Source organism: Halosimplex marinum, assembly GCF_051414075.1.
Classification (GTDB): domain Archaea; phylum Halobacteriota; class Halobacteria; order Halobacteriales; family Haloarculaceae; genus Halosimplex; species Halosimplex marinum.
In genome coordinates this window covers 602,645-621,368 of the sequence record NZ_JBLKNY010000004.1, presented here as the reverse complement: position 1 = coordinate 621,368, position 18,724 = coordinate 602,645, and the positions used below count along the sequence as shown (strand labels likewise).

General features: G+C 71.9%; 17 protein-coding genes and 1 pseudogene. 16 read left to right on the top strand and 2 right to left on the bottom strand.

The window, feature by feature from the left end:
• From ACMGFI_RS11175 to ACMGFI_RS11125, 11 genes are all read left to right on the top strand, one after another.
• Nucleotides 1–477 (top strand): DUF7283 family protein, encoded by a 477-nt coding sequence (locus tag ACMGFI_RS11175; RefSeq protein WP_436909675.1) that lies wholly within the window; start codon nt 1–3, stop codon nt 475–477.
• Nucleotides 455–847: a DUF7285 family protein gene (locus ACMGFI_RS11170; RefSeq protein ID WP_436909674.1), complete on the top strand. Its 393-nt coding sequence runs from the start codon at nt 455–457 to the stop codon at nt 845–847. The genes ACMGFI_RS11175 and ACMGFI_RS11170 overlap by 23 nt, the downstream gene beginning before the upstream one ends.
• Nucleotides 838–1,725, top strand: a complete 888-nt coding sequence (locus tag ACMGFI_RS11165; protein WP_436909673.1) for a DUF7284 family protein — start codon at nt 838–840, stop codon at nt 1,723–1,725. The genes ACMGFI_RS11170 and ACMGFI_RS11165 overlap by 10 nt, the downstream gene beginning before the upstream one ends.
• Nucleotides 1,722–4,931, top strand: coding sequence for a DUF7286 family protein (locus ACMGFI_RS11160; RefSeq protein WP_436909671.1), 3,210 nt, complete (start codon nt 1,722–1,724; stop codon nt 4,929–4,931). Before ACMGFI_RS11165 ends, ACMGFI_RS11160 begins: the two co-directional genes overlap by 4 nt.
• A gap of 125 nt (nt 4,932–5,056) precedes the next feature.
• Nucleotides 5,057–5,479 carry a DUF5791 family protein gene (locus tag ACMGFI_RS11155; protein WP_436909670.1) on the top strand — a complete coding sequence of 141 codons (423 nt, stop codon included), beginning with the start codon at nt 5,057–5,059 and terminating at the stop codon, nt 5,477–5,479.
• Complete coding sequence (locus ACMGFI_RS11150; protein WP_436909669.1) at nt 5,479–6,384, top strand: SDR family oxidoreductase; 906 nt, start codon at nt 5,479–5,481, stop codon at nt 6,382–6,384. Before ACMGFI_RS11155 ends, ACMGFI_RS11150 begins: the two co-directional genes overlap by 1 nt.
• Before the next feature lie 150 nt (nt 6,385–6,534).
• A complete protein-coding gene (locus ACMGFI_RS11145; RefSeq protein ID WP_436909667.1) occupies nt 6,535–7,725 on the top strand; it encodes a DHH family phosphoesterase in 1,191 nt (396 codons plus the stop codon).
• A gap of 93 nt (nt 7,726–7,818) precedes the next feature.
• Nucleotides 7,819–8,049: an Rdx family protein gene (locus ACMGFI_RS11140; protein WP_436909666.1), complete on the top strand. Its 231-nt coding sequence runs from the start codon at nt 7,819–7,821 to the stop codon at nt 8,047–8,049.
• A gap of 85 nt (nt 8,050–8,134) precedes the next feature.
• A complete protein-coding gene (locus tag ACMGFI_RS11135; RefSeq protein WP_436909665.1) occupies nt 8,135–9,313 on the top strand; it encodes a bactofilin family protein in 1,179 nt (392 codons plus the stop codon).
• A gap of 348 nt (nt 9,314–9,661) precedes the next feature.
• Entirely contained in the window at nt 9,662–10,636 is a 975-nt protein-coding gene (locus tag ACMGFI_RS11130; RefSeq protein ID WP_436909664.1) for an ABC transporter ATP-binding protein, read from the top strand.
• Nucleotides 10,633–11,415 (top strand): ABC transporter permease, encoded by a 783-nt coding sequence (locus tag ACMGFI_RS11125; RefSeq protein ID WP_436909663.1) that lies wholly within the window; start codon nt 10,633–10,635, stop codon nt 11,413–11,415. Before ACMGFI_RS11130 ends, ACMGFI_RS11125 begins: the two co-directional genes overlap by 4 nt.
• Nucleotides 11,416–11,439: 24 nt before the next feature.
• Here the strand turns inward: ACMGFI_RS11125 and ACMGFI_RS11120 are convergent, their stop codons facing one another.
• Nucleotides 11,440–12,747 (bottom strand): RAD55 family ATPase, encoded by a 1,308-nt coding sequence (locus tag ACMGFI_RS11120; RefSeq protein ID WP_436909662.1) that lies wholly within the window; start codon nt 12,745–12,747, stop codon nt 11,440–11,442.
• Nucleotides 12,748–12,978: 231 nt separating this feature from the next.
• Here ACMGFI_RS11120 and ACMGFI_RS11115 point away from each other — a divergent pair, with 231 nt between their 5' ends.
• Nucleotides 12,979–13,563: a DUF7344 domain-containing protein gene (locus ACMGFI_RS11115; RefSeq protein WP_436909661.1), complete on the top strand. Its 585-nt coding sequence runs from the start codon at nt 12,979–12,981 to the stop codon at nt 13,561–13,563.
• Nucleotides 13,564–13,623: 60 nt separating this feature from the next.
• Here ACMGFI_RS11115 and ACMGFI_RS11110 read toward each other — a convergent pair whose 3' ends face one another.
• Nucleotides 13,624–14,157 carry a DUF7344 domain-containing protein gene (locus tag ACMGFI_RS11110; RefSeq protein WP_436909660.1) on the bottom strand — a complete coding sequence of 178 codons (534 nt, stop codon included), beginning with the start codon at nt 14,155–14,157 and terminating at the stop codon, nt 13,624–13,626.
• A 480-nt stretch (nt 14,158–14,637) separates the two neighbouring features.
• Here ACMGFI_RS11110 and ACMGFI_RS11105 point away from each other — a divergent pair, with 480 nt between their 5' ends.
• The 4 genes and pseudogenes from ACMGFI_RS11105 (at nt 14,638) to ACMGFI_RS11090 (ending at nt 18,659) form a co-directional block, all read left to right on the top strand.
• Nucleotides 14,638–15,507 carry a SipW-dependent-type signal peptide-containing protein gene (locus ACMGFI_RS11105; protein ID WP_436909659.1) on the top strand — a complete coding sequence of 290 codons (870 nt, stop codon included), beginning with the start codon at nt 14,638–14,640 and terminating at the stop codon, nt 15,505–15,507.
• 176 nt (nt 15,508–15,683) lie between these two features.
• The gene (locus ACMGFI_RS11100) at nt 15,684–16,517 is read left to right on the top strand and encodes a hypothetical protein (RefSeq protein ID WP_436909658.1); all 834 of its coding nucleotides are present in this window, start codon (nt 15,684–15,686) and stop codon (nt 16,515–16,517) included.
• A gap of 93 nt (nt 16,518–16,610) precedes the next feature.
• A pseudogene (locus tag ACMGFI_RS11095) lies at nt 16,611–16,788 on the top strand (TasA family protein); the annotation flags it as partial.
• A 149-nt stretch (nt 16,789–16,937) separates the two neighbouring features.
• The gene (locus ACMGFI_RS11090) at nt 16,938–18,659 is read left to right on the top strand and encodes a vWA domain-containing protein (RefSeq protein ID WP_436910235.1); all 1,722 of its coding nucleotides are present in this window, start codon (nt 16,938–16,940) and stop codon (nt 18,657–18,659) included.
• The last annotated feature ends 65 nt before the right edge of the window (nt 18,660–18,724 follow it).

Below are 18,724 nucleotides of genomic sequence, written 5' to 3'. Positions count from 1 at the left end.
ATGTTCGACACCGCCGTCGAATCGACGCACGTCTGGCTCGGGCTCGCAATCGTGAGCGCCGGGATACTCGGGCTCGCGCTGCGAGTCCCGACCGCGCCGCCGCCCGACGCGACCGGGCTCGCCCGCACCGTCGACAGCGTCGCTGCCAGTCCCCACGAGGCGACCGCCCGCCACCCGCTCGACGCCCGAGAGATCCGGATCGGCGCCCACCGGGTCGGGCTGCGCAGCCCGGGCGGCAACACCCACGCCTCGCTGGCCTACGGCCCGGTCGTCCCGGCGGTCGGCGGCGACGGCGACCGGCTCCGCCGCGTCCTCCGCGGGGTCCCGCCGGAACGCGTGTTCGGCAGCGAGGCGACGTTCGCACGGACGCTCGACCGCTCGCGGACGACCGAGCCGTCGTGGCGGTCCGCGCCGGAGCGGCTGCTCGTCAGACGGGTGACCTGGGGGGACACGAATGCGACGCTCGTGGGGGCGTGAGGCCCAGACCGAGCCGCTGGCGGCGGTCGTAGCGGTCGTGGTCGTCGCGCTGGCGCTCGCGCTCTACGCCGGGGCCTTCGAGGCGAACTTTCCGGGACCCGTCGAACGGAACCACGCCCAGGCGGCCGCCGACCGGGTCGAACGTGCGCTGACTGCCGGCGGCGTCGCCCGGCCCGACCGCCTCGCCGCCGCGCTCGACCGCGGCCCGGACGGGTATCGGATCAACGCCACCCTCGACTTCGGGGGGCGGACGGAACGGGCCGGGCCGGTCGCGCCGGGGACCGCCGACACGGCCTCCCGACGCGTGAGCGTCCGCACGGGTCCGGGCGAAGTCGCGCCCGCTCGGCTGGAGGTGCGAGTATGGACCTGAGGGCGTCGAGCACGGCGCTCGACACGGTGCTGTTCGTCCTGCTCGTCGGCGTCGCCGTCGGGACGCTCGCGGGGGTCGGTGACCGGCGGCCCCCCGGCGGGGACCGCGTCGCCGAGGAGACGGCGGACCTGCTGGCGACGGCCACGACCGAGGTGACCTACACGCGTTCGGCCCGGGTCCCGTCCTCGGCGCTGCTGGACGGCGACGACACGGTGACCGTCACTTCCGACCGGACGGCCGCCGGGACGCGCGCGGAACTGCTCGCAGCGGCCGCGCTGGCCGACCCGTCACTCGGCGGCACCGCCCTCACCGGAGTCGATGGGGACCTGCGGGTCGGTGCCCGGAACGCGACCGAGCGCGTGCTGCACACCCGCGAGGCGACGGCGCAGGTCGCGGTGACCTGGCGCCCGTACCCGGACGCGACGCTGCGTTCGTCGTTTACGGTCGGTGAGGCGCCGCCGGGGGACGCCGACGTGTCGGTCGCAACGGTCGCCGCCGCGAGCGGCCTGCCGAACGTCACCGGACCGGCCGAACGAGCGGCGCGGGCGAACGGGTACGACGGCGTCGCGGGCGTGCTCGCAGACGCGGTCGTCGCCGGCCTGTTCCCGCCGGGCGAGACGCGCGACGCGCTCTACAGCGAGGGACCCGACCGCGCGCTGGTCGCACACCGCTACCGGCGTGCATCGGCCACACTCGGCGTCGACACGGCCAAATTCCTCACCCCAGGGCATCTCGATCAGGCGAACAAACGCCTCTCCAGCGGGCTGGCAAAGCGGCTGGCGGCCGACCTGCGACGACAGTACGACTCGCCGGACGCCGCGGCCGAAGCGGTGCGAGCCCATCAGGTTCGCATCGTCGTCAGGACGTGGTCCGGATGAGCCGGCGCGGGTTCGAACTCGGGCGGCGCGGGCGCGTCCCGTTCGCGCTCGTCGGCGTCCTGCTGGTGCTGACGAGCGCGCTGTTCGCGGGCGCCGTCGACCGCCCGCAGCCGACGCCCGAACCGGCGGTCGACCTGGCCGTCGAGCGGACGACCGCGGACGCCCGCGCGGCGGTCCGGACGGCCGTCGCCGAGGCCGGCGTCGAAGCGGCCAGCGACCCCGTCGTCGCGCCGACGAACAACCGCTGGGGCGAACTGCTCGACCCCGACACGGCGTTCCGGGACGCGCTGAAGCTCCGGATCTACCTCGCCGCACGGGAGCGGCTGCGGACCGTCGCGCGCACCCATCGGGGGGTCCGGGCGTCGGCGTCGCTGGCCGCGACACCCACCCCGGGCGCACTGGAGGAAGCGATGGCCCGGGTCGGCGTCGAGCGAGCGGGTCCCGACGGAACGGAGCTCCGCGCCGAGGTTTCCAACGTCTCGGTCGAAGCGACGCGGAACGGCCGGGTCGTCGGGACCGAACGGGTCTCGTTCACGGTGATCGTCCCGACGCCGGTACTGGCCGTCCACGAGCGCGTCGAGACCTACCAGGAGCGGCTCAAACACGGGGTCACGAAGCCGGGGCTGGGCCAGCGGCTGACCGCCCGGCTCTACGCCGTCGCCTGGGCACGTGGCTACGCCCAGTACGGCGGCGCGCCCATCGACAACGTCGTCGCCAACCGCCACGTCGAACTGATGACCAACGGAGCGATGCTGGGCGTCCAGCGGTCGACGTTCGGCGCGAGCGACCCCGACGGCCGGCAGGCCATGACAAAGGCCATCGCCCGCGTCGGGCTCCGGGAAATCGTCGCGTCCCACGGCCCGAACGACCCCGCAGCGAGCGCGCTCCTGCAGGAGGGGATCCGTACGGCCGGCGGACCCACGGAGGGCGCGGGCGCGCCGGGGCTCGCGGCCGGCGGGACCGACGCGCCGGCGCCCAACGAGACCGTGACCGTCTCGGTCGGCCTCTCCGCGGACAGGGCGTTCCGCGAGTTCGTCGGCGACGACGGTATCAACGGGACGGTCGACTCGGTGTTCGGCGCCCGGGTCCGGACGCTCGCGGCGACCGAACGGGTCGCCGGCGGGACGCCCGACCGGCCGGGCCCGCCCGCGGGCGACGACTGGCAGTTCCGCGTCGAGTCGACCGACACCGACGTGGTGGCGGTGTCGAACGCGAGCCGCGCCCCGGCGGTCTCGGACCCGCCGGGGTACCACCGGCTGGAGACGTACGTCCGGACCGTGCGGCTGCGCCACGAGCGAGAAGCCGTGTGGCACCACAACGGGTCGTTCAACCGGACGACGCGGACGAGCACGGAGACCAAACGGGTGCGGGTCGCCGTCGTCGGCCGCCACGCGCCGACGCCCCACGCCCCTGACCGCCCCATCCCGTCCGTCCACGAGCGGAGTGGCCGGTTCCGCGGGCCGAACCTCGCCGACGTACCGCCGAAGGTCCGCGACGCGATCGAACTCGCGGGCGGCCCCGACGGCCTGGCTCGCCGCGCGGCCCGAGGGAGGCTTCTCGAGGAGGCGACGCGGATCGACGGCGAGTGGCCCGCCGAGGTATCGCAGTGGATCTACCGCGACCTGATCGAGTTGCGGCGCACGGTCAGTGAGGCGTCCGTCTCGGTCTCTCGCGGGCGGATGGGCACCCGCGAGGCGACGCCCGCGGCGAAGCTCGCGGCGAACCTGAGCGCGCGGCGGGCCGAACTCGTGGACGCGCCGCCCGCCTACGACAGCGTCGCCGCGAAGGCCCGGGCGGCCGTCCGCGGGCGGTACCTCTCGCTCGTGATCGGACGGCTGGAGCGGCGGGCCGACGAGCGGGCCGAGCGCGGGAACGCGTTCGCGAGCGCCATCGGGGACGTCGGCGGGCCGTCGCTGTCGCAACTCCGGTCGGGCTACGACGCCCGGCGGGCCGACGGGCGCGACGCCGGGCCGGGGAGCGGGTCGAGCGGGGCCGCCGGAGGACGACCGGGCGGAAGCGACGGGCCCGATCTGGAATACTCGGTCGACGGCGCGCCGCCGTACCTGACGCTCGCGGAGGTCACGCCGGGGCAGGTCGCGGCGGTCGACAACGCCACGCACCCGCTGACCGCCCGGAACGTCAACTACTTCGCCGTTCCGTACGGCGACGCGACGGACGTGGTGTTGAACGCGCTTCTCCCCGGCGGGACGAGCCGCGAGCAGCGGCTCTCGACGGCCGCGCGGGCGCTCCGGGCGGCCAACCGGACGCTGGAGCACCGGCCGAACGCCACCGTCAGGGAGCGCCGCGACCGCCTGCGGAAGCAGCTGAACGACACGGCCGAGGCCGTCGAGGGGGAGCTGGCGACGGCGCTGGCGGACGCCGGCATCGGCAACGATTCGACCGACCGGGACGCCATCGTCGAAGCGGGACTCGACCGCTGGGCGGCGCTCGACGCGCGGGCGCTCGCGATGGCGAACGGGTCGGTCGTCGAGCCGGTCGTCGCCGCGGCGGTCCGGCGGACGGACGACGAGTGGACGACGCGACGGCGCGACTGGGCGCGCCTGGGGCTGCGAACCGCGCTCTACGACGCGCTGGAGTCGAAACGGGGAAAGGTCTCGGGTCCGGCGGTGACGGGTGCGACCGCGGTCGTCAAAGACCGCGTCCGGCGGCAGGTGCGGTCGGAGATCTCGTCGGTCGCCTCCAGGCGCCTCAACCGATCGATCAGCCAGATCCCGGCCGGACTGCCGCTGGCGCCGCCGCTGGGCAACTGGGTGGCGACGACGAACGTCTGGTCGGTGACCGTCCGTGGCCAGTACGCCCGCTTCGCCGTCGAGGTGCCTCGGCAGACGCCCGCAGTTGGGGACGCGTCGCTGCAGTACGTCCGCGACGGGGGGAACGCGACGCTGGACCTGGACGGCGACGGCGCCTCCGAGGTGCTGGGCCGCGCCTCGAAGGTGACGTTCACGTCGCGGACGGCGGTGACGGTGGTCGTCCCGCCCGGCGGCACCGGCGTCGGTGACATCGACGGCAACATGGTCGAGAAGTCGGCCGGGTGGCCCAAGCCCGGACCGAGCCCCCGGGAGTGGCCCTGGACGGGCGAGACGTATCCGCTGTCGACCGACACGACCGCCGGGAGCTCGCAGTCGGGCTGTACACCGGGGGATCGGTCCGGCGAGGGCTCGGCCGAGCCGTGTCCGTACCCGTGACCAGGTGGTATCCGTTTCCCGTCGAGTCGGTGTCCGCATCCCCCCGGGCCGCCACCGCGGGTTCCCGCAGTCGGCCGGGCGGACGAGAGTGACAGTGACTTGTAGGCCGACCGCGAAGGAGGGGTATGCTCAGAGGCGAGTTCGAGTCCGCGGGCGAGCAGTCGGCCGAGGAGTTACGGAGCGCGTACGGCGACGTACTGGCCGAGACGGTCGAATCGGTCGGCGTCGACACGGTCGTCTCGCGGTCGGGGGTCGACCGCGAGGTCGTCGAGGCCATCGCCGCCGGCGAGGAGCCCGAGCTGACGCTGGAGGCCGCCGCAGCGGTGCTTTCGGCCGACCCCGACCGGCCGGACGGCGAGACGATCAAGGCGGAGGCGCTGGACATCCTCCTGATGGGGATGACCACCGCGGTCGTCGACGTGGAGGCCGTGGCAGTCGGTCTCGACGACGCGATGGACCCCAAGGAGATCCAGCAGAAGGTCGAGGGGCGGTACCCGATCACCCTGGCCGAGTACGCGGCGATCCACCGCTTCCTCGAAGCCCGATAATGCGCGTCGCCATCCTCGGCTGCGGCTACGTCGGGCTGGAACTGGGCCGACAGCTGACCGCCGCCGGCCACGACGCCGTCGGCGTCCGCCGCTCGGCGGCGGGCGTCGAGTCGATCGAGGCGGCGGGCTTCGCGGGCGTGCAGGCGGACGTGACCGACGACGACGCGCTGGCGGCGGTGCCCGACGCCGACGCCGTCGTCTTCGCGGCCAGCAGCGGCGGCCGCGGCGCGGAGGCCGCCCGCGAGGTGTACGTCGAGGGCCTGGCGACGGCCGTCGACCACTTCTGCGGGCGCACGGACCCGCCCGACCGCTTCGTGTATACGTCGAGCACAGGCGTATACGGCGACCACGGCGGCGACTGGGTCGACGAGGGGACGCCCATCGAACCGACGACGGCGAAGACGGAGGTGCTCGCGGAGGCCGAGCGGATCGCCGTCGAGCAGCCCGCAGAGTACGGGGTCGACGGCACGGTCGCACGGTACGCCGGGCTGTACGGCCCGGACAGGTACCGACTGGCCCGGTACGTCGAGGGGCCGGTGACGGAGGGGTACCTGAACATGGTCCACCGCGACGACGCCGCAGGCGCGGTACGGTACCTGCTCGAATCGGACGTGGCGCGGGGGGAAGCCGTCAACGTCGCCGACGACGAGCCCGTCTCGAAGTGGGCGTTCGCGGACTGGCTGGCCGAGCAGTGCGGCGAGCCCGAACCGCCCAAGCGGACGGTCGAGGACCGCCTCGCCGCGGGCGACCTCTCGGCGCCCGCCGAGCGCCGGCTACGGACGAGCAAGCGGGTCTCGAACGCGAAACTGCGCGAGCTCGGTTACGAGTTGGCCTTCCCGACCTACCGGGAGGGATACCGGGCCGCCGTCGAGGCGTATCCCGCGGACAACGGCGGGACGACCTGAGCCCGGGCGAACGTATTCGGTGTCCGAGAGGTCACGGAGATACCGGATCGGTATTCGGACTTTTAGGCCGTTTCGACCGTGGTATTCGTCGATCCGTCGGACAGTGTGGTAGTGAGAAACTACTTGACCCTCGAAGTCGACAGGCCGGGTATGCCACACGCAGCCGCGGGTGGCGTCGGGGCGGTCGCGCCCGCGGACGCCGCCGCGGCGGTCGCGGAACAGGACCCGCTCGTCCTGGCGGCCGCCGTCGTCGGCTTGCTCGCCGTGCTCGTCGCGCTCTGGTGGGGGATCCGGCGGTTCCGTCGGACTCCGGGTGCGGAGTTCACCGGCCTCCTCGCCGGTCGCGACGAGGTCTCGGTCCTGATGCACCCCAGACCGGACCCCGACGCCATGGCCTCGGCGCTCGCCGTCAGGGAGTTCGCGGCGGAGGCCGGCGTCGACGCCCACCTCCAGTACTCCAAGCAGATCCGCCACCAGGAGAACCGCGCCTTCGAGACCGTCCTGGACCTGGAGTTCGACCGGGTTGAGGACGCGAGCGACCTGCTCGCCGAGGACGTGGTCCTCGTCGACCACAACGAACCCCGCGGGTTCGCCGGCGCCGACTCCGTCGAACCGTTCGCCGTCGTCGACCACCACCCGGGCGACGGCACCGGCTCGGAGTTCACCGACGTGCGGCCCGACCGCGGCTCCTGTGCCAGCATCTTCGCCGAGTACTTCGAACAGCAGGGCTGGACGCCCGTCGCTCCGGAGGACGAGGAGGACATCGAGGACGACGACGACCGGATACTCCGCTCGGGCACCGCGACGGGACTGCTCTACGGCATCCAGTCCGACACCAAACACCTGACGAAGGGCTGTTCGGCCGCCGAGTTCGAGGCCAGCGCGTACCTCTACGAGGGGATCGACGAGGACCGCCTCGACCGCATCGCCAACCCGCAGGTCGACGCCGAGGTGCTCGACGTGAAGGCCCGCGCGATCAACCGGCGGTCGGTCCGCAACGCCTTCGCCGTCTCCGACGTGGGCGAACTCTCCAACGTCGACGCCATCCCCCAGGCCGCCGACGAGCTGAGCCAGCTGGAGGGCGTGACCGCCGTCGTCGTGATCGGACAGAAGGGCGACAAGATCCACCTCTCGGGTCGGTCGCGCGACGACCGCGTCCACATGGGCAAGACCCTCCGCACCGCCGTCGACGACATCCCCATGGCCAGCGCCGGCGGCCACGCCCGCATGGGCGGCGGGAAGCTCTCCGTCGAACACATGGAAGGGCTCGGCCCCGGGGACGGCCTCGACCGCGAGGAGTTCGTCGACCGCCTGTTCGACGCCATGGCCGGCGACATCTGACACTGCCGCGACGGCGCGCCAGCGGACCGCCCGTACCGGACACACCCGAACGACGCCCCCATCTTTATCGCCGGGAACCGCCTACGGGGACTCATGACGACAGTCACGCTGGAGTACTGCGTCCCCTGCGGGTTCCGCGAGCGGGCGCTCGACACCCAGGAGGCGATCCTCTCGAGCCTCGAAGGCGAGATCGACCGCTTCGAACTGGTGATGGGCGACCACGGCGTCTTCCGCGTCGAGGTCGGCGACGAGATCGTCTACGACAAGGAACGGGACACCTTCGACGTCGACGCTATCGTCCGGGACGTGCGCGCCGCCCTCTGAACAATTATATAAATCTTCCCCCGGACTACCGGGTCGGAAGCTCTCCACCCTTATACAGGGTGTCGCGGGGGCTACGTCGAACTGCATGAGCCGGACCGACTCCCCCGCCGGCGCGACGCGGTTCGTCGCGCTCGTCTGTGTGCTCGCCCTCGCCGCCGCGCTGGCCCCCGGCGCGGCGGCCGCAGTACCGTTCGCGAACGACGCTCCCGCCGCTGGCGCACCGGCCGGCGGTCAATTCGTCGACCAGACCGTCGGCAGTGACGTGGTCGTCGGCCCCGACGAGACGGTCTCGGACCTGGAGGTCGTGAGCGGCGACGTGGTCGTCCGCGGGACCGTCGAGGGCGACGTTGAAGCCGCCGCCGGATCCGTCCGGGTCACCGGCGAGGTGACCGACGACGTGGAGGCCGCCGCGGGCTCGGTCACCGTCCAGGGTCGCGTCGGCGGCACGGTCGAGTCGGCCGCCGGCTCGGTCGAGGTCGGCCCCGACGCCGCGGTCGGGGGTGACGTGGAGGCCGCGGCCGGGACCGTCACCGTCGCTGGGACGGTCGACGGCGACGTGACCGGCTCCGAGACCGTTCGCCTGGAGGACGGTGCGACCGTCCACGGCGACGTGGCCTACGGCGAGAGCCTCGACCGCGCGGACGGGGCCGCCGTCGACGGGACGGTGACCCACGACGAGAGCCTGAGCTTCGACGGCCTCCAGTGGGGCGTCACCGTCGACGACCTCGAAGCGCTCGACGACCTGGCGTTCCTGCCCTCGCCGGTCGTCGGTCTCCTCACCGCCGTCGGAGCGCTGGTCGTCGGCGCGCTACTGCTCGTGGTCTTCCCCGACTTCTCGGGGGAGATGGTCGAGACGGTGACCGACCAGCCCGGCCGCTCGGTCGCCGCCGGCCTGGCGACGATGATCGCGGTGCCGGCCGCGCTGGTCGCGGTGGCGCTGACTATCATCGGACTCCCACTGGCGTTCGCCGGCGGCGCCGTCTTCGCGCTGGCGGCCTGGGTCGCGCTGGTCTACGGCGAGTATCTCGTCGGGCGGCGCGTGCTCGCCGAGGCGGGCGTCGAGAACCGCTGGGCCGCGCTCCTCGTCGGCGTCGTCGGTATCGAGTTGCTGGCGGAGATCCCGGTGTTCGGCGACCTGCTGACGTTCGGCGTCGCCCTGCTCGGCCTCGGGGCCGGCGCACTCACTATCGCCGCCCGCCGCCGCGACGGCGACGACGGCGGCGCCGAGACGCCGCCCCCGGATCCCTCCCCCCGCGCGGTCTGACTCCCCTCCCGTAGCGACTCGGGTACCCCGCTGACGCTCCCCTCCATCCGATCCCGCTGACGCACCCCTCCATCCGATCCCGCTGACGTTCCCCTCCACCGGCCCCCCGCTGGCGCACCCCTCCACTCGCCCCGTCGCCGTCCCTCCCCCGCCGACGCTCGGCCGTCCCCTCCGAGTTCCCCGCTGTCGTTCGGCCCTCCGCTCCGAGTTCCCCGCTGTCGTTCGGCCCTCCATCCACCCTCCGCTGACGCTCCCTCCCTCCTCGACTCCGCCGACGCTCTCCGTTCGATCCGGTCGCGGGCGCTCCGAACCGAACCGCCTTTGCGCGGCGCCGCCGTCGATTCGCCCATGACAGCGACGCTCGTCGCCGAGGACGTGCGCCGGTCCTACGGCGAGACGGTCGCGCTCGACGGCGTCTCCCTCTCGGTCGGCGCGGGCGAGGTGTTCGCCCTCGTCGGCCCCAACGGCGCGGGCAAGACGACGCTCGTCCGCGCGCTGACGGGCACCACCGACGCCGACGGGTCGGTCGAACTGTTCGGTGCCGACCCGCGGGAGGTGGACCGCGAGCGCGTCGGCCTGCTCCCGCAGGCGTTCGACCCGCCCGCGCGGCTCACCGCCCGCGAACTGCTCGACTACTACGCCGGCCTCTACGACGAGGCCCGCGACGTCGAGGCAGTCCTCGACGATGTCGGCCTGGCCGACGCCGCCGACACCTGGTACGAGAACCTCTCGGGCGGTCAGAAACGGCGGACCTGCGTCGGCTCGGCGCTGGTCAACGACCCCGACCTGCTGTTCCTCGACGAGCCGACGACCGGCATCGACCCCGCGGGCCGCCGGGCGCTATGGGACCTCCTCGAATCGCTGGCCGACGACGGGACGACCATCGTCCTCACCACCCACGACATGGCCGAGGCCCACCGGCTGGCCGACCGGGTCGGCCTCCTCGCCGACGGCCGGCTCGTCGCCGCGGACGACCCCGACGCGCTGGTCGCGGAGTTCGGCGGCGAGAGCCGGCTCGTCGTCGAAACCGACGCAGACCCCGCCGCCCTCGACCTGGGGTTCCCCGCCGAGCGGGCGGGCGACTCGCTGGTCGTCTCCGACGTGCCGCCGGAGGCCATCGGCGACGTGGTCGACGCGCTGGCCGCGGCCGGCGCCAGCTACGACGCGCTCACCTGGTCGGAGCCGGACCTGGAGGACGTGTACCTCGAACTCGCCGGCGAGGGCGGGACCTACGACGGCCGCCGCCGCGAGCGCGCGGCGGTCGGGGCTGACTCGCCCAAGGCGAGCGCCGGCGGCGACGCCCCCACGGAGGGCGAACGATGACCAGGACCGGCCGGGTGACCGCGTCGGTCCGCGCGGGCTGGCGATCCTTCCTCCGCCGGCGGACGGCCGTGTTCTTCACCTTCCTCTTCCCGCTGCTCATCGTCGTCATCTTCGGCGCGCTGGTCCAGACACAGCCCACGGGCGGCGGGCTGTTCACCGAGCCGGCGGTCTACTACGTCCCCGGCTATCTCGCCGTCGTCGTCCTGTTCACGCCGCTGTCGCGGGTCGGCAGCGAGGTCGCGCGCCACCGCGAGGGCAACCGCTTCGAGAAGCTGGCGACGACGCCGCTGACTCGGGCCGAGTGGCTACTCGCCCAGACCGTCGTCAACGTCGTCGTCATCGGCCTCGCCGCGCTGATGCTACTGGCGCTGGTCGTCGCGCTGACCGGCGCGGCCGTCCCGCTTACCCCGGCCGTCGCGCTCCTGCTCGTCGCCTACGTCGTCGTCGGCGTCGCGCTGTTCTGCGGGGTCGGCGCGGTCATCGGCGCGACCGCCGACTCCCAGGACGGCGTCATCGCGACGAGCAACACCATCGCGCTCCCGCTCCTCTTCCTCTCGGAGACGTTCGTCCCGCTGGACCTCCTTCCGGGGTGGTTCGAGCCGGCGACGATGCTCTCGCCGCTGACCTACTTCGCCCGCGGCGTCCGCGCGACGACCGACGGCGGCGCCGTCCCGCCGACGGGACCGCTCGCCCCGGAACTCGGCTACCTGCTCGCGCTCGTCGCGCTCGCCGCCGTCTCGGTCGCCGCCGGCGCGGTCGCGCTCCCGCGGACGGACTGACGACCGGTCCCCGGCGCGGTCGCGCTACTCGCCGTCCGTCCCGTCGCTCTCGCCGTCGGACTCGCCGCTCTCGCTGCCGGCCTGCTCCCCGTCGTCCCCGTTCGCGGGCGCGTCCTCCGCCGTTCCGCTCTCGGGCGGGCCACCGGCGGGCGGCCCCTGGCCGAGCGCGTCGCCGGAACCGTCCCCCTGTCCGCCGGAGCCCCCTCCCCGTCCGCCGGATCCGGCGCCCTGCTGGCCGCCGCCCTGCCGACCGCCGGCGTCGGGCTGGCCTGCGGCTCCCTGACTCCCGTCGCCCTCGCCGGGCGGTCCCTCGTGGAGTTCGATGGTGACGATGCCCTCGCCGGCGGTGTACTCGTAGAGCGTCCACTTCGGGAGCGTGAGGACGCCGCTCATCTTCCGGACGCGGATCTGCTTCATCAGTGACCCCTCGACCAGCTCCTCGTCGAGGTTCAGTTCGACGATGCCGTCGACCATGTAGTTCAGGTCGTGGGGGAACTGCTGGTCCTCGCCGGTGACGGTGGCCCCCGCGTAGATGGGGACGAACCGGCTCTTGCACACCTCGGCGCGCACGTCCTTGAGGAAGTCGTAGGCCTGGACCGGCTGGACCAAGGCCCCGAACTCCGTCAGCGAGTCGACGACGACGACCCCCCGGTCCTCCATGTCGCGGTCCTCGAGCACGTCGTCGATGCGGTTGTGGAGTTCGCCCAGTTCCGTGGGGTCGCGGACCTGCGTGGTCGCGTCGGCGGCCGTCTCCGAGAGGAAGGTGTTCCAGTCGTTGAGCCGGTCGTACATCCGCTCGCGATTCTCGAGGCGGTAGGTGAAACAGTCGAGGATCTGCAGTTGCCCGGACTCCAGGTACGGGAGGACGTTCCAGTCCAGCGTGACGAACTCCTGGACGACCGACATCGGCGGTTCGAGGAAGGAGACGAAGACGGCCGGCTCGCCGCGCTGGAGCGCGCGCCACACCAGCTCGGCCTGGATCGACTCCGTTCGGGTGCCGGCCAGATCCGTCAGGAGGACGAACGAGTTGCGGGGGATCCCCTGCGGGAGGCTCTCGTCCAGCGGGTCGACGCCGGTCGGCACCCGGCGACAGCCGTGGAACTGGGTGAACACCTTGTCGCCCTCGCCGGCAGCCTCCCGACAGGCGACACAGCAGTACGCGTACCGATGACCGTCGCGATCGGCGACGACGGGGTCGCCCGGGACCGGGAGCCGACAGTAGTCACAGCGGCCGTTCCCGTCCGGGTGGTTGCCTGAACCGCCGTGGCGAGCGCCCCCGTCCGGTTCGTCGTCCCCCGATCGTCCGCCGCTACCAGTGCTGGTCCGCACCATGTGTCAACGTACCGTACCCGGAGACAAAACGGTGCGGGCCGGAGCCCGGGACAAGAACCAATCAGAATAGTAACCGATCATACTACGCATGTAGTCACCAACGATTAGTCGGTAGACGGTAAACGAACAGGCGACGTTCCGGTGGGTTCTACGGGTGTGGATAGCCGGCCGGAACGGTCAGAGAACGCCGCCAGCGCCACGACCAGTGGCAGCCGGCAGAGACCGAGACACATGTCACGACCGATCACGCCACAGGCGTCGTCTCCGGGGCTCGGGCCCCCGGGTGGGGACAGGTGCGACGAACTGGACCGCACGACGGTTCACGAACTACTGAGCAACGAGCGGCGGATGCGGGTACTGGAACTGCTGGGGAGAGAACGGACGTGGGCCCTCTCCGACCTCGCCGAGGAGATCGCAGCCGCCGAGACAGGCGAGCGGCCGCCCCCGCGGAACAAACGTCAGAGCGTCTACGTGACGCTCCACCAGACGCACCTGCCGAAGCTCGCCGACCACGGTGTCGTCGACTACGACTCCGAACGCAAGACCGTCACGGTCGAGCCGCGGGGCCTCGACATCGTCGGCTCGGAACGCGACGGGGCGGACGCGGGGGAGACGACGGGCTCGAACGGAGCGGAGTCGCAGGGTCCGATCCGCCTGGAGAGGAGTATCGCCGTCGCCGCAGCCGGGCTCGCGCTGGCCGTGGTCGACCCGTCGACCTGGACGCTGACGCCAGCGGTGCTGGACGGCGCCTACGCGGAGCTGTCACTGTTCGCGGTGTTGCTCGTACTGGTCTATCAGAAGGGGAGACACGGCTGACCGGCGAGAGCGAGCCGGGAGCCGCCGGAGGGGTGGCTCACCGGGACGCGGTGTTCGCGGTCAGTCCGTGAGTGCCCACAGGACGAACCAGCGCCGGTTCCAGAGCTGGTAGCTCGTCGAGACGGCGACGGCGAGCAGCATGACCGTGATCAGGAGTATCGGGTCGAGCCGCGTGAACACCGGGAACTCCAGTTCGACGCTCAGCAGGACGACCAGCCCGATCGTCGCCAGCGCGCGGTAGAACGACGCCCAGGTGATCCCGTACGGCGAGACGACCTCCATGTAGATGTCGACCTCGCGGGCGGACTCGTCGAGGGCGACCGTCTTCCGGTCCCTGTCGTAGACGACGATGCCCTCGCGGTCCAGCTTCGGCAGATGCGTCTGGTGGAGGGAGTTGTAGACGCTCTCGCGGAGGTCGGTCGGCGGCGGCGACTCGCCCGACTCTCGCTCCGCGATGGAGACCGACAGCTCCCGCAGCGAGACCGACCCGATGGTCCGCTGAAGGTGCGTGAGTACCGCCCGTCGCCGCTCGTTCCTGAGAACGTCGTGGATCTGTTCCTCGGCTAACGACCGCGTGTTTCGTAACGTGCCCATACCCATCCCGAGAATGGCCACGCCCCCCGCCCGCTTAATTATCGACCCGCTTTGCCGGATACGGCGTTTTGAGGCGGTCAGGGAGGCGATCCGCCGGCCCGGCTTATCCGGTGGTTTACGACCGAACCCGCCGTTTCGGACGACCGAACGGTCGGTTAAACCCCGCCGGTGGCCCGTTTCACCACGACCGTCTCCCCCCCGAAACCGCTCGCCGACGGGTCGAACCTCCGGAAGCCCGATCCCGCCCCACCGTCCGTGGGAACGACCCGTCCGCCCGCGTCCCGGTCTCGCCGCCTGAACCCGTGGTTAAGCCCTCGAACGGTACCATCGGTGAGCAAATCCCCGGTTGTCCCCGACCAACGACGCGTTCGAACCCGTCGAACGGGCCGATTGATAAAAAATCTGGTAATTACCTATGGGGTGTCCCGCTGTGGGTCGTAGCAAGCCCGTCCCGTCCCGCGGAACGGGTGGAAACAACTCATGTCAGACAAGGAATTCGGACTGTCCCGCCGGCAGATGCTCGCCGGGCTCGGCACCATCGGTGTCGCGTCCGCGGGCGCCGGTCTCGGGACGACGGCGCTGTTCAGCGACGAGGAATCGTTCGAGGGCAACTCGGTCACCGCGGGCACGCTCGATCTGAGCGTCACCGCGTCGGTCGAGGCCGCAAACGAGTACTGGGCCGAACAGGTCGACCTGGCGGAGCTGGAGGCGACCGCCGACGGCGAGGCGGTCACCGGCATCCAGGTCTCGGACGTCAAGCCCGGCGACTGGGGCATCGTCTGCTTCGAGTTCGAGGTCGGCGACAACCCCGGCTACGTCCGCACGCGCACGGAGGGCCTCGAAACCAGCGAGAACGGCTACACGGAGCCCGAGCCGACCGACGGCAACGACCCGGACGAACCCGAGGGTGCGGGCGAACTGCAGGACTTCATGCTCGCCGAAGTGTACCGGAGCTTCGACGCAGGTGCCGACAGCGACCCGCCGCGCAGCTACCTCTCGCCGAGCGGCGGCGATCCCGCCGCTCCCGAGGGGTCGACGCTGCAGGAGACCTACGACACGTTCTCCGACGGCGTGATCATGCGCGACGGCGACGGCGAGCCGCTCGTGGTCGGGTCGGACCCCGAGGAGGGCACTCCCGACGGCCCCGGCTCGGCGGAGTGGTGTCTCCTGCTGTACGTCCCCGAGGACGTGGGCAACATCATCCAGAGCGACACGCTGTCGTTCGACCTCGTGTTCGAGGCCGAGCAGGTCCGCAACAACGACGTGCCGTTCGACGGCGATAGCGCGGTCAGCGAGACGGCGACGCCCGACGGGACCGACACGCCCGACGGGACCGCCGCGCCCGAGTGAGCCTCGGGTAACCGCTCCCCCGGACCCCACATACCCCCTGCGACATCGGTCGCGCCCGCGGACGGCGCGACCGCTCCGGCGGCACGGCCGCCGGGACCCGCGCCGGGACTCGTCACCGCGACGACGGCGGTTCGACTCCGCCGGCGGGCCTCGCCCGATACACGGGTGTAGTAACCATGACCGGAGACAACGACTCGACCGACGGCGTCCGCTTCACGCGGCGCTCGCTGCTCGCCGGACTCGGCACCATCGGTGTCGCCGGCGCCGGCGCGGGCCTCGGGACGACGGCACTGTTCAGCGACGAGGAATCGTTCGCGGACACCCAGCTGAGCGCGGGCGCGCTGAACCTGCGCGTCACGGTGGACAACATCGCCCACAGCACCCCCACCGTTCGGGACAACACCGCGATCACGCCCAAGGACACGGCCGACGGCGAGGCGGTCACTATCACGGTGTCCGACCTGAAGCCGGGCGACTGGCTCGTCCTCGAGTGGAACCCGGAGGTGATCGCCAACCCGGGGTACGTGCGGGTCACCTCGGTCGACGAGGACTACTCGAACACCGAGGGCCTGACTCCCGACTCCGAGACGGACACCGACCCGCCGGGCGACCTCGGCGACGCGCTCCTGTCGACGATCTGGGCGTCGTACGAGGATCTCAGCGGCGGGATCAGCCGGGGAGACCTCGCCGGACTCGATACGACGACCGACAACGAGGACACCGGCCTCTCGGAGTGGGAGCGACCGGACCTGGACGGAGTGACCGCCAGCGGCGCCCACTACACGACGATGAACGAGGCCCACGAGGTCTATCGGTCGGGCGTGGTGCTCCGGGACGGGAACGGCGAGCCGCTGACGGTCGGGACCAACTCGGAGGCCGCCTGGTTCTACCAGTTGCTCGAACTGCCGATCCGCGTCGGCAACGACGTGCAGGGCGACCAGGTGACGTTCACCCTGCGGTTTGACGCCGAACAGACCCGCAACAACGCGACTCCGTTCGGCGGGGCGTGACCGCGGGATGACCGACGACACCCACGCTGGCGCCCGCGAGACGCGGCGACGGTTCGACTCCGCCGGTGGGCCTGCCCCTGACGGGGTGGTACGATGACCGACGAACCGATGGAACTCTCACGGCGGAAACTGCTGGGCGGGCTCGGCGCGGTCGGGCTCGCGAGCGCCGGCGCCGGACTGGGTACGTCCGCGCTGTTCAGCGACGAGGAATCGTTCGAGAGCAATACGTTCGCGGCGGGCGAACTCGACCTCAAGGTCGACTGGGAGGAACACTACTCCTACCCGCAACGCTACGGGTTCGACGACCCCGCCGCGGATCTGGACGTGACCCGAGTCGAACCGGACGGCGACGGCTACGTCGGCCTCCCCGATCCTGAGAACCCCGTGGTCTGGGTCGCCGAGGGGGACCTCCCGGCGTACATGGCCAACACGTCGATCGAGTCGTTCCCGGACCCGAACGACGACGGCGTTCAGGAGATGCAAGACGGCGAGTTCGCCTACTCCCCCTGCCGGGACGGCGCCGACCTCGACGAGCACTTCGACCCTGTCGGCGGGCTGCGGACGAACAACGCCGACACACTGGTCGACGGCGAGGTCGAGCCGCTGGTCAGCCTCGACGACGTCAAACCGGGGGACTTCGGCGAGCTCACGCTGAGTTTCCACCTCTGTGACAACCCCGGCTACGTCTGGCTGCGGGCCCGTGATGTCTCCGAGTCCGAGAACGGCCTGACCGGGCCGGAGGCGACCGTCGACGACAGCCCCGCCGACCCGGAGCTGGCCGAGCAGATCCGGACCGTCTGGTGGTACGACACCGACGGCAACAACGTCGTCGACGACTCGGTCGGGGCGGTCGACGTGATGATCGCGGTGGACACGTCGGGGTCACTCAACGGCGACGACGTGAGCGCGCTCGAGACCGCGGCAAACGACCTCGCAGCCGGTCTTGACGCGAACGCCGACGCCCGCGTGGGCGGCGTGTCCTTCGGTGACGACGTGAGCAATTTCACCGCGCTCACCGACGGACCGGTTTCCTTCTCCGGGCTCTCAGCCAATGGGAGCACCGCGATGCCCGCCGCGCTTGAGATCGCTGCGGCCGAACTGGACGCGAACGCGCGCTCGGGCGCCGAGACGTTCGTCGTGCTGTTCACCGACGGCGGACCGAACTACGGCAACGGGCCCTACGAGGTCGGCGGCTATCAAGTCGGGCCGTACAGCGGCGGCGACAGCGACAACGCCGTCGTCGAGGACGCGGAGCTCGACGAGACGGCGGACATCGCCGACACCGTCCGGAACGATCACCGGATCCTCGCCGTCGGGATCAACGACGGCCGGGCGCCGTCGGGTCGCGACGGCGAGTCCGGCGTCCCGCTGCTCTCGACGTACCTCCGCGACGAGATCGCGGGGAGCCAGGGCGACTACTTCAGCAGCGACGACCCCGGCGCGGTGTCGGGCGTCCTGAGCGCGATCACCGACGCGATCGCCATGGACGAGGAGGTGTTCCACCGCGGGACCCTCGCCGACGACCTGGCGGCGCTGTCCTCGGGTGCCGGGATCCCGCTGGACGCGGGACTCGAAACCGGCTTCGACGAGCTGTCGGACCCCGACGACAGCGCCGACCGCGAGTGCTTCCAGCCCGGCGTGAACCACTTCGTCGGGTTCGGCTGGTGGCTCCCGGTCGACGCCGGCAACGAGGTCCAGAGCGACTCCGTGAGCTTCGACTTCGGCTTCTACACCGAGCAGTGCCGCGGCAACGACGGCGGCGGCACGAGCACCGTCGACGACGGCGACGGCGGGGAGGAAGAGGAAGAGACCGCGACCGTGACGGTGCAGGGCTTTCCCGGTGACGACGACGACGGCGCGACCATCGAGACGGTCGACGTCGAGTTCCCCTTCGCCCTCTCGGGGGCGTCGGTCGACGACACCGCCTGGAGCGTCGGTCCCTCGGGTTCGGAAGTCGTCGCGGTCGACGGGGACACCGTCGAGCTCGACTACCCCGACAACTCGAACACGTACACGTCGGACACCTTCCTGGAGCTGACGGTGAGCGGTATCGCGGCGCCGTCGGGGACCTACGACGTGGACTTCGTCTTCGAGGACGACGACGACAGCGCGGTCGATTCGACGGACCAGGTGACGATATAGCGCCGCGACGCGGCGACTCGCCCACTCGGAGCACGGCGGTTCGACTCCGCCGGTGGGCCTGCACC